This window comes from Pseudoalteromonas shioyasakiensis (assembly GCF_024518675.1).
GTDB lineage: Bacteria > Pseudomonadota > Gammaproteobacteria > Enterobacterales > Alteromonadaceae > Pseudoalteromonas > Pseudoalteromonas shioyasakiensis_B.
Genome location: NZ_JANIGL010000002.1, coordinates 538,282 through 550,354, shown reverse-complemented (window position 1 = coordinate 550,354; position 12,073 = coordinate 538,282). Strand labels below are relative to the sequence as shown.

Here is a 12,073-nt window from a genome sequence, read left to right as displayed (position 1 = left end):
TGTGACAACGCCTGTTTATCAAAATTTTATCAACGGTCATTTTTTAAAGAATCAAAGCGGCGACACTTTCGCTGTTAAAAATCCTGCCACAGATGAAGTAATTTACCATGTAGAAATCGCTGATGCATTTGTACAAAATGCAGCCATTGAAAGTGCAAAACAAGGTTTTGCAACTTGGTCAGCAATGACACCTATCGAGCGTAGCCGTATTTTATTAAAAGCCGTTGAATTACTACGCGCACGCAACGATGAATTAGCAAAAATTGAAGTACTCGATACAGGTAAACCTTGGCAAGAAGCTGAGTGCGTTGATGTACAAACCGGCGCTGATGTTATTGAATATTTTGCAGGTCTTGCCCCTGCGCAAGTTGGCCAACAACAAATGGTTGGTGAAGACTTTTACTACACGCGTAAAGAGCCATTAGGGATTTGTGCGGGAATTGGCGCATGGAACTACCCACTGCAAATAGCGTGTTGGAAATCAGGGCCTGCACTGGCTGCCGGTAACGCACTTATTTTTAAACCTTCAGAAGAAACGCCACTTGGCGCAATTAAACTTGCTGAAATTTTTATTGAAGCGGGCGTACCTGCGGGCGTGTTTAATGTTGTACAAGGCGCGGCTGAGGTAGGCCAATGGTTAACACAAAGCCCTGATATCGAAAAAGTATCGTTTACTGGTGAAGTCGGCACAGGTAAAAAAGTGGTGGCTAGTGCCGCAGGCTCGCTAAAAGATGTGACCATGGAGTTGGGTGGCAAGTCGCCATTATTAGTATTTGATGATGCTGATATTTCGCAAGCGGTGAGTGCGGCAATGCTGGGTAATTTTTATACTCAAGGCGAAATTTGCACTAACTGCACACGTATTTATGTACATAAGAACGTGTATCAGCAATTTATTGATGAACTTAAAACGCGCACTGAACAAAACATTATTGCTGGCGATCCGATGGATCCAAACGTGAACTTAGGCGCGCTAATTTCAAAGAACCATCAACAGTTAGTAATGGGTTACATTGATAAAGGGGTTTCTGAGGGCGCAACACTGCTCACGGGTGGTAAAGCACTGCAGCCGGATTCTGCACCTAATGGTTATTTTGTTGCGCCTACGGTTTTCACAGACTGCACTGACGACATGACTATCGTTAAAGAAGAGATTTTTGGCCCTGTAATGAGCGTGCTGGTGTTTGATGATGAAGACGATGCAATTCGTCGTGCTAACGATACCCACCTTGGTTTAGCAGCGGGTGTATTTACCAAAGACATTAAACGTGCGCACCGTGTTATTCATCAATTACAAGCGGGTATTTGCTGGATAAATAGCTATGGCAATTCACCTGCAGAAATGCCTGTAGGCGGTTATAAGCAATCGGGTATAGGCCGTGAAAACGGTATCGAAACACTTGATCACTACACTCAAACTAAATCAATTTATGTTGGTATGACTGATATAGAGAGCCCATTCTAATGACTGCACAAACATATGATTACATCATAGTTGGTGCAGGCTCAGCAGGGTGTGTACTGGCGAATCGATTATCAGAAGATAGCAGCAACCGCGTGTTGCTATTAGAAACTGGCGGCAGTGATAAAAGCATTTTTATTAAAATGCCTACAGCGCTTTCAATTCCGATGAATACGGATAAATACGCATGGCAGTTTCATACTCAAGCGGAACCTTATTTAGATAACCGCGAAATGCATTGTCCTCGGGGTAAAGTGTTAGGTGGCTCGTCGTCAATTAACGGCATGGTTTACGTACGTGGCCATGCAAAAGATTTTGACGAATGGCAACAACATGGTGCACAGGGTTGGGATTACCAGTCATGCTTGCCGTATTTCCAAAAAGCGGAAACCTTTTATTTAGGTAAAAATGATTACCGAGGCGATAACGGCCCCTTGGGTGTCAATAACGGCAATGAAATGGCCAACCCGCTGTATAAAGCCTTTATAAATGCCGGCCAGCAAGCAGGTTACGCAGCTACTGACGACTACAATGCAGGGCAACAAGAAGGTTTTGGCCCGATGCATATGACCGTTAAAGACGGTGTGCGCAGCTCGGCAAGCCGTGAGTATTTAGACCCAGTAAAATCACGTAGTAACTTAACTATTGTGACTGGCGCATTAGCCGAAAAAGTATTGCTTGAAGGTAAAAAAGCCACCGGTGTTGAATACAGTATCAATGGTCAAAAGCAGCAGGCCTATGCTGATAAAGAAGTTGTATTGAGTGCAGGGCCTATCGGCTCACCACACTTGTTACAACTTTCAGGAATTGGCGACAGCGAAACGCTGGCTACAGCAGGCATTGAAGTTAAGCACCATCTACCAGGTGTTGGTCAGAACTTGCAAGATCATTTGGAGTTTTATTTTCAATACAAGTGTAAGCAACCCATTACTTTAAACGGCAAGCTTGGGCTTATTTCAAAAGGTCTGATTGGTGCTCGTTGGTTATTAAACCGAAGCGGCCTTGGTGCGACTAATCACTTTGAATCGTGTGCGTTTATTCGTTCAAAAGCTGGCGTTGAATGGCCTGATATTCAATACCACTTTTTACCGGCCGCTATTCGCTATGATGGCAAAAGCGCGTTTGCAGGCCACGGTTTCCAAGTGCATGTGGGTCATAACAAGCCGAAAAGTCGCGGCAGTGTAATTATACAATCGGCAGATCCCAAAGTTGCACCGAAAATTCAATTTAACTACTTACAGCATCAAGATGATATTGAAGGGTTTAGAGCGTGCGTACGCTTAACTCGTGAAATCATTGAGCAAAGCGCGTTTGATGATTACCGCGATGATGAAATTCAGCCAGGTAAAGACGTGCAAACTGATGGGCAAATAGATGCCTTTGTGCGCCAAGCGGTAGAAAGTGCTTATCACCCGTCATGTTCATGCAAAATGGGAGAAGATGAACTAGCTGTGGTTAATTCAAACACGCAAGTTCATGGTATGGAAGGGCTACGTGTAGTTGATTCGTCAATCTTCCCAACGATACCAAACGGTAATTTAAATGCGCCAACCATTATGGTGGCAGAAAAAGCGGCTGACTTAATTTTAGGTAAGCCACCACTTAGTAAATCGCATGCAGCGGTTGCCATCGATTCACAATGGCAAACAAAGCAGCGTAGTTCGGAGATTTAATAATGCCACCTGCAGCATATTCTGTGCTGTGGGGCTTGCAGTGGCGCGCACTATAAGTTGTTTGTAGTGCGTTAATGCGAGGCTAAAACACACGGAGAAAAAATGACGTATTATCATTTATTTTGGGGAGGAAATTATGACCTTATGGCTTAGTGCTGGCATTATTTTTACCCTACTAGCAATTATCGCAATATTAGTAAAATGGGGAAATGTTCAATGTGTAGGCGTTACACCTGTTAGAACATTTACCTTTATTGCTATTTTATTTACATCAGGCTTAGACGTTGGCTTGATTATGTTTCCACTGACTGAGTTTGCAGGTTATGCAGACATAAAAGCAAGCCCAGAGTATGCGTTTGCCAATCCTTTAGCCATAGAGTTTGGATATTGGGGCTTTCTGATCTGGGGATTTTATTTCCTTACGTGCTTTTATTTCTGTGTAATAGAACCCAAAGTGAAGTTTTTCGAAATTCCGTGGGTTAAATTAATCAATAATGTTGTAATTATTGGTACTTGTGCATTTACTGCTTTTTTATTGCTGTCTAACTTACCTTGGTATTTACCGGGTTTAGGTGATGGCGAGTCGATTATTCCTTCGTTTTATCTGATTGTTTTTGCCGCAATTTGCTTTGCTGTGTATTCAAGCACAGATATTAAGTACGTGCGCTTTTTAAGTATTTCAACTACTTGGTTGTTTATTGCTCTAATTGCTTTTATGTGGTTTGGCGCATTCATGGGTGAAAACGGGCAGGTTTCTGACTTTACAAATAATATTGCCTTAATCGGAAATTATTTTGGCAACATCAATGAGTTTGTTTTACCGCTTAATGATTATCATGAGTTTTACTTATTTTGGTGGTTTGCTTGGAGCATCATGATTGGCCAGTTTACCTCACGTTTTGTCGGTGGATTAAAGACCTATCAAGTGCTTGGCGCGATGTTAATTTTCCCTTCAATCCCAATAGCCATTTGGTTTAGCGTGCTTTATCAATATCACGAAGCAGGTATACCGACTGAGGGAATTAAAAATATTGCCATGGTGTTTGTCGGGGTTGTATTTGTCATCAACTCGCTGGATTCACTCATTCGTTTGTACACTGACAACCTAAATATGACTGTTAAGCGCTTAGGTAAATTTAACTATATTGCACTTAATGTTGTAGCGCTTTCGTTGTTAACTCTGCTATTTAAACTAAACTTTTTACAAATACAATGGGTTGGGGCGCTGGTAATTGGCTTGTTCTTTGGTTGCGCTGCATTTATTGCTTATAGCAAATTTAAAACAGTGAGCAACATTGATAGTTCGCCAAAAGATAACAAAATTGACTACACCAAAATTGAATCAGTAAGCTAAGGAATTAACATGACAACACAAAAAACACTACTTGCAATTGCACTACCATTTGCCCTTTTTTCAACTTCTGCATTAGCTGACTGGTCAACGACCATCACGGGCGTATCGGATTATACCTTTAATGGTGTGAGCCAAACGCAAAACGACCCAGCCATTCAAGGTAGTCTAGATTATTCTTTTGGTGACTCAGGTATGTACGCAGGTACATGGGCATCAAACGTGGATTTTGGTGACGATACTAACATTGAGTGGGATGCTTACTTTGGCCGTTATGCGCAGCTAAATGATGCACTCAGCGTTGATTATGGTTTAGCGTATTACAGTTATCATGGCCAGAGCAATTCAAGTGATGGTAATTATTTTGAAGCTTACACTAAGTTTGGTTATACCAGCGATTTAGGCCAAACAGAACTTAATTTTTGGTACAGCTGGGATTACTTTGGCACAGGGGCAGGGCATGTGATTTCTATGGTTGCGCATACCATTGAGCTTGCACCTAACCACGCACTGCGGGCTAGCTTTGATATTTCAAACTCTTTGGATGGTGACAAGTACGCATGGGATGGAACCGATGGTAAATCATATAACCACTATCGCTTAGCTTATCAAACAAGCCTCGCTGGTTTCGATATTGAAGTAGCGGGTGAAAATACCAGTTTAGATTGGGATACAGCCGATGAGCGTATAGTGCTTTCAGTCGGACGTACTTTTTCGCTCTAAAGCCTTTTAACATTTTTGTTTAAGCAGCAAAGCGGCCATGACGACATGGCCGCTTTTTTATTAACCTACGTTATCGATTTAGTCGATCATGTAAGCCCTTAGTACTGATTGATCTGTGCTGTTGTTTTTAGCATCCGTCACAATCACACGTAAATGTACAAATTGACCTGCCTCGGCGGTATTTGGAATGGTTGCGTACCACTGACCATCAATCTTCTCAACTTGCGCAACTTCTGCAATATCTTCAGGTAGTACGCGGTCATTAAGGGTTGGATAGCTTTGACTTTCGTCTTGGCGACATCTGCCATAGCCATACATTCTGCATTCACGACCGTAGCGGTAGCTAACTTGTACATTAGTTAAATCAACAACGCCATCAGCTTCTGATATTGCGCCAATTTTGACTTTTACTGGTGTATTAGCAGCTGCAGTATTTTGCAAGTCTAAAGGTACATCAATAGAAGGTATTAACATTGATTGTGGCCCTTGGCTGTCAGCACTGGTGGTAAATTTGTGAGTGACAAACAGTTCAGCACCTAGCTGTTCATTAGCTTGGTGAGATGCTCCTATTGCACGTTTAGAGGTGTTGATCGAATAGTCGACTATAGCCGGTTCATCAGGTAGCTCTAAGTAACCATTATTTAAATAAACTTGTTCACCGTTGAGTGTTAAGCCATACGATGAACTTATGCTGTAACCTACACCACCATCATGACCACTGCTATCACCATATGCAGCATTCGCAATATGCAATAGATTTGTATCGCGATAAGCGCGCGAGCGGCCACTGGTTAGTAAAGCGGCACCCCAAGGGGCTTTATCCCAACTTGTTGCTGTGTGGCTACCAATTACATGTTCACGAGCACCGTCAAATAAGCCCCCATCGGTGTTAAAGTTAATACTTGGCATAACTTGATTAGTCCAAGCGATCCTTGGTAATACCTTATCTTTACCTTTTAGTGGCTCAGCAGTTTTAGTCGCCGTAAAGTACTCAGTACGTACGGTTGGCGTGGCAATTAGCTGTGGGCTACCTGTGGCATAAAACTCCCCCGTACTTGGTAGGTTTGCATAAATATCAGAATATTTAATGCGGGCTTCACCTTGTGTGTAGTGGGTTGTTTCAATGGCTGATAAATCTTTGTTTTTAACTTTAATGCTGCCTGTCATGATTTTACCATCATTCAAGTGCGCTAAGTTATAAACATAAGGCGAGTGCTCATGCGCAATACCAGACCAATTGATCTTCAGAGATTCATTATTTTCAAGCTCAGCGTAAATTTTTTCCATTTCACTTTGCGCAATTGCTGCCACTGGAATATCGTAGCGGCCAGATATGTTTGGTTTATAGCGACCAGTGCGATTATTAACAGAGCCAATCACACCAACAGCACCATGTTCTAGCGCGTTTTTGACTTGGACACCGGTAATATAAAAGTCTGCATCGATAAGGGCAATTTTACCTGCTACATCAAATTGACTCCAATCAGTTGAGTAACCTCCATCGCCAACCGCAACAACTTCAGCGCTGCCTTGTCCATTAAATGACTTTGCAGCACTTGCTAAAATGTACTCAAGTTGAGTGCCGTTTTCAGTGGTGATAACGGGTTTTGGCGTAAAAGCACGGGTGGTTAAAAAGCTTCTAAAACGCTCATCATAGCCAGTTGATTTTGTATAAAAACCAGTTACATAGTCAGGTGCAAGTTCCATTGCAGCGAGCTTCAGTGTGTCTTTTTCGCTTAACGCATAAGTGAAACCAAATGAGAAACCTTGCATTTGTGACGGTTTATCCGTTTTAAAGCTCACCGGCTCAGCGGTGCTTGCATCAAAACTAATACTGGTATCTACGTCTAAATCTACACCTAATTCGGCCATCATGGTTGCTGATTCTACCAAACCACCGTATGGAGTTGGGTTATCATAGGTCATGATATGGCTGACGATGCTATATTCACCTTTTGGTAATTCAACAGTCGCTGTACCATTGGTAAATTGGCCTGATTGACCCCAAGTATCTTCACCACTCATGATATAAAACTTTGATGGACTTGCTGCCGGAAGGCCTAAGCGGTCAGTGGCATTCAGTGTTAAGTTCATTGTCGGTGGCTCAACCCAAAATGATACTGGCACAGTGATCTTTTGTAAGTCGTCAAACTTACCATTTTTATAATGGCCTTTCTTTTTACCGTGGTGAGATTTCACCTCGGTGCCTTTAATGCGACCTGTTATCGTGCCGTATGCTGCGTTTTCTAATGCTACAGTTGGGTTTATCCATACAGGTACTTCAGCGGTTCCATTAGCAGGAATCGTGATGCGTTTAGCATCAAGACCAGCAAGGTTGTAGGCTGATAATGGCTTGTCGTCTTCACCAACAAAAGTCACCTCTAAATCAAATGTCACATCTTCATCACTGATATTTTCTAAAGTAACACTGCTTTGGTGGCTTTCAACCGGGTTTTCTGAATCAAAGAAACCTAATTCAAGGTTTGGTTGTGCAATTACAGATTGCACCATCGCTTGGTTAACATCCATTGGACCAGCACCTTGATCAAGCACATGTGCGCGAGTTTCGGTTACTGATGACGTTAAAACCGCTTTTAGTTGTTGTGGCGTAAGTTCAGGACGAGCTTGTAATACTAAAGCAGCGCCACCAGCAACATGGGGTGCTGACATTGAGGTACCTGAGTTAGCACGGTATGCATATTCTCCTTTACCACCCGATGCTGCAGCAATGACATTGACACCCTGTGAGGTAATATCAGGTTTTGCAGAATGGCCATCAGGAGAAGGGCCCCGGCTTGAAAATTCAGCGGTTACATTTTCACGATCAGCAGCGCCCACTGTTAACGCATAAGGTGAACAACCAGGAGAGCCAATAGTTTCACGAATAAAGTTATTACCTGCAGAGATGACGAATAATGCTTCATCTTTTAATGCTTCAACCATTTCAACCATAGGGCCATCACAGGCAGTGACTGAGCCGCCTAATGACATATTAACGATATCAGCTCCGTTATCCACAGCCCATTGCATACCTGCAAGGATGCCCGATGTTGAGCCTGAACCATTGTCGGCAAGTACTTTAGCGATTAGCAGATCAGCCCCTGGCGCCATGCCAACATATTTACCGTTACTTTCAACACCTGACCCAGCAACGGTTGAGGCGGTATGCGTACCATGGCCATTTAAGTCATCAATATTGGGCGCGTTGTAACTACTAAAGTCTTGGTACATAAATACGTTTGTTTGTAGATCTGGATGATCAGTATCAAAGCCGGTATCCAAAACGGCTACTTTGATCCCTGTACCATCGTAATCCTCAGCATATGGACCGTAAGCCCCAGTTAATGGCACAGTCGGTGATGTTGCATCTGATTCTATTTTATTTTTCCACCAGTGATCTTTGTCTTTTTTACCTTTGCCCTTATTGTGACCAGGGTTGTTTTTAGCAGGCTGTTTATGCGCGAAAACCATGCCATCAAGCCAAACACCTTCAACGGCAGTATTCACTGAAAGTCCTTCTAGTACACCTTCAAGGTTATCTTTATCGACCTCCATTACCACGCTATCGATTACTTTAAATTGCGCTTTTACCTTGGCACCAGGCATCGCCATTGAGAATGGCTTTTCATCAAAGCTATTATCACGGTACTCAACAATGATTTGTAGGGAGTCAGAGTTGGCATCATCAAAGCCGGCTTGATAGAGCTTATCAATATTGAAAAGCTCCATATCTAATGCACCTGAGTTTACTTTTTCTTGTACAGATGCCGGGATCACATAGCTTTCACCGCCACGTTTAAAAAGACTAGTAATGGTTTCTTGGCCGTCTTCTGCAAGTAAGCGAATGCCACCAATAGTGCCATCTTGGTTTAGACGCGCCGATACTTTATCACCCGTGATTAATGTAAAGCTTAAGTTTCTTTCCGAGCTGTTGATTTCGGTTTGTTTGTCATTGGCGATAGCTTGTGGAGTTAATGTAGACATTAATCCAACATATAAGGCACTTTTCAATGCGAGTGCTACTTTAGCTATTTTTAGTTTTTTATTCATTTTATATTCCCTGGTAAGGTAGTGTTTAATGATGAGTAGGGGATGAGCTTGACCTACTAGTGATGATTAATTTTTTCATCTAAATTGATTTTTTCGATGGTTAAATTTTTTGTGATTTCAGCCCAAGTTTGTACTAACTCTGACTTTTTTAATTCTATGTACTGTGTACGGATTTTTTCATAGGTAATAGCGCTAGCATTTGTTATTAAATTGGCTTGGCTAAAAGGCGATTTGTATTTGATTAATATTGGATAAAGACTACTGCTAGCGTCATCTAGCTCATAATTAACGAGCTTATTTATATTGAAAAATTCTTGATCTAAGATGTTTAAATTAATCAATGGTTGTGCTTTTAAGGGGATGAGATAAAGCTGTCCATTTATACTGAGACTTTTATGTTGTACTAGCTTGGAACTGCCTTTTTCATAGACACGAAAGGTTGATGTGCTATTTTTTTCATAGCTAACAGTATCCCCAGTGATCAAGGTGATTTTTAAATTTGATGGCGACTGCATGGTTGGCACTATGTTGCTTCTTTCAAAGTCATTGGCATAAAGAACACAGCAAAATGTAGAAATTAAAATAAAGACTATCTTTGATATCAGTTGCATATGACTCGTTAAAGTTAACTATTTTGGTTTAATGTTAAAATATGGTTAACTTTTTAGGCTTGAATTCCAACTGTTTCTATGTAGCATTTTGTACGGAGCTTTTTTGGGGTCGTGTTCAGCAGGCGTAAGTTGCCTTACTGAGCGGTATTTATAACTGTTCAGAGCGAGGCGGTGTGGCAGCTCGGGTACTTAGTCGCTATTTGGCTAGCTGATAATCACCTTTCTGCAATCCTTCAAAGTAGGCTTGGTATCGGCCATCTTGTTTAAATTGCAGTAAATAGTGGTTAAATGTTGTTAGTAGTTGTTCACTTTGCTCTGTATTTTTTGGGAATAAAACAAAGCTTTCATTAGTTAAAAATGCTGTGGGATGGTGGGTTATGGTATCTGCAAGTTCAGGATGTTGATTATTAAGGGTGTAGTAACCAACGTTTTTCTCTTCAGCGAAAATATCTATTCGGCCTACTGATAACCGACGGAAGTTTTGCTCAGTACTACTGACTCGTGAAAGCTCAAAAGTGTTTTTTTCAATAGCTTGGTCAAATACAGGGCCATAGCTATAGTTCAACCCTCCACCAATTATTAGCCCTCGTAAATCATTAAGATCACGCCAATCAAAGTCGTTCTTTTTCAAGTGAAAAAAGACGAATTGTTCACTTAAAACAGCATTACTAAATAGGTAAGCATTGGTTCTATCTTTGCTGTGCATCCATACTGCTGTCGCATCGTACTTACCATTATTAGTATCGTGATATGCACGGCCCCAAGGTAAAAAAGTAAAGTGAACTTGTATACCTGCTTGGGCGAAAATGTCTCTGATAAGGTGCGCTACAACACCTTGATAGGGAAGGGACTCTCCTAGAAAAGGCGGCCATTCTCCGGCACTTATATTTATGGTTTTTAAATTGGGGTTAACCACAGCTGGTACGGCAACTAATTTATTTGCAAAACAAAGTAGTAGGCAAAAGAAAACAGTTTTTTTAATGGTAAACATGCCAAGCTCCTTTGTTAAACCATTGAAAACGTATGATGATTATTTAAACTAATTTGATACTACCTGAGTAAATGGGCAAAAGCGAATATAACGTGGCAATAGCGAGAATAATGCACGCGCATGAATTGTGCTAAATACATGCGCGCCATATACTTAAGTCAATACTGACTAAAAGCAGTTTTGTAATCTCTGTTATTTTACTAAGTTAGTAAGTTTTGATTGAGTTTGTGTGGTTTTTGCTTGGCTTGCTTGCATTGTCCCATCGATAGTACTGATGGTTATAAAGCCTTTATTAATGAGTATGCCTTCACTCAATTGGTTATTATCGTCCACTAACCCTTGATTAAATGCTGCTGACACACCTGGTTTATCTTTATACTGCGATTCTGCTATCTTAGTGGCTTGCGCCATATCTGTTGCGTAGCCTTTAGCAATCATCCCTTGCGCCACAAAACCCATAGCAAGTTTATCTTGTGACATATCTGATGTGAATTTAAATTCAAGGCCACCTGCATTCCAACCAACTTGAGAAAATTTATATCCTTTATGGTCGACCATGTTTTTTGGTGTGTTGATATTTAAACCCGTAAATTTAGGAAGGATTGCTTGATTTGGCTGTTGTTTTTTTACCAGTTCAGCAACTATTTCAGTAACAGCCTTAGCAACTAAACCTGCTGAATTTTTATCCATTTCATGGTGGGCACTGACCGCAATTGCTGGTACTCCTCGAGCAATTGCTGCGTTTGCGGCACCAAGAGTACCTGAGTTATTGGTTACATAACCTAGGTTATTTCCTTCATTAGGGCCTGAGATAAGAAGGTCTGGGGCTTTACTCCATTTTTCCTGAGCAAGCACATCAATCCCATATAAAGCAGCCATGACTGGAGTGCCTTCGACAAATTTATCGTGGGCGATACTTTCATCAGTGTCGCCCACGCACACTTGGTTTTGTTTAACTTTCGAACGGTCAATATTTACTGCTTTCAAGAAGTGGATAGCGCCGCCTTTACCACTTTGGCCTGTGCAAGGAGTTGACATAACAACATTATGCCCTGCTTTGGTTAACGCCGTGAACATGGTTTGAATATTGTGGGTATTCCAACTGTCATCATTGGTAAGCACAATATTTAGTGCGCTGGCTGGCATGGAGAATGTAGCAGCTGAAATTGCAGCAGCTAAAAAAGTGTAAATTTTCATAGTTATTCCTGAAGA

At 41.5% G+C, this 12,073-nt stretch carries 8 protein-coding genes; 4 read left to right on the top strand and 4 right to left on the bottom strand.

Going from position 1 to position 12,073, the window contains the following annotated elements; translation table 11 throughout:
- Position 1: 1 nt before the first annotated feature.
- From betB to NQT69_RS08380, 4 genes are all read left to right on the top strand, one after another.
- On the top strand, positions 2–1,465 hold the full coding sequence (gene betB, locus NQT69_RS08395) for a betaine-aldehyde dehydrogenase (RefSeq protein ID WP_256827196.1): 1,464 nt from the start codon (positions 2–4) through the stop codon (positions 1,463–1,465).
- On the top strand, positions 1,465–3,135 hold the full coding sequence (gene betA / locus NQT69_RS08390; protein ID WP_256827194.1) for a choline dehydrogenase: 1,671 nt from the start codon (positions 1,465–1,467) through the stop codon (positions 3,133–3,135). The genes betB and betA overlap by 1 nt, the downstream gene beginning before the upstream one ends.
- Positions 3,136–3,271: 136 nt before the next feature.
- Complete coding sequence (locus tag NQT69_RS08385) at positions 3,272–4,489, top strand: BCCT family transporter (RefSeq protein ID WP_256827193.1); 1,218 nt, start codon at positions 3,272–3,274, stop codon at positions 4,487–4,489.
- Between the two features lie 9 nt (positions 4,490–4,498).
- Positions 4,499–5,209, top strand: coding sequence for a TorF family putative porin (locus tag NQT69_RS08380; protein ID WP_256827192.1), 711 nt, complete (start codon positions 4,499–4,501; stop codon positions 5,207–5,209).
- 78 nt (positions 5,210–5,287) lie between these two features.
- On the opposite strand, the gene NQT69_RS08375 is transcribed toward NQT69_RS08380, so the two are convergent.
- The 4 genes from NQT69_RS08375 to NQT69_RS08360 all read right to left on the bottom strand — a co-directional run bounded on the left by NQT69_RS08375 (position 5,288) and on the right by NQT69_RS08360 (position 12,058).
- Entirely contained in the window at positions 5,288–9,259 is a 3,972-nt protein-coding gene (locus NQT69_RS08375; protein ID WP_256827191.1) for a S8 family serine peptidase, read from the bottom strand.
- A 56-nt stretch (positions 9,260–9,315) separates the two neighbouring features.
- Positions 9,316–9,870, bottom strand: a complete 555-nt coding sequence (locus NQT69_RS08370; RefSeq protein ID WP_256827190.1) for a hypothetical protein — start codon at positions 9,868–9,870, stop codon at positions 9,316–9,318.
- Positions 9,871–10,066: 196 nt separating this feature from the next.
- Entirely contained in the window at positions 10,067–10,861 is a 795-nt protein-coding gene (locus NQT69_RS08365) for a substrate-binding periplasmic protein (RefSeq protein ID WP_256827189.1), read from the bottom strand.
- A 192-nt stretch (positions 10,862–11,053) separates the two neighbouring features.
- Entirely contained in the window at positions 11,054–12,058 is a 1,005-nt protein-coding gene (locus NQT69_RS08360; protein WP_256827188.1) for a 5'/3'-nucleotidase SurE, read from the bottom strand.
- Positions 12,059–12,073: the final 15 nt, after the last annotated feature.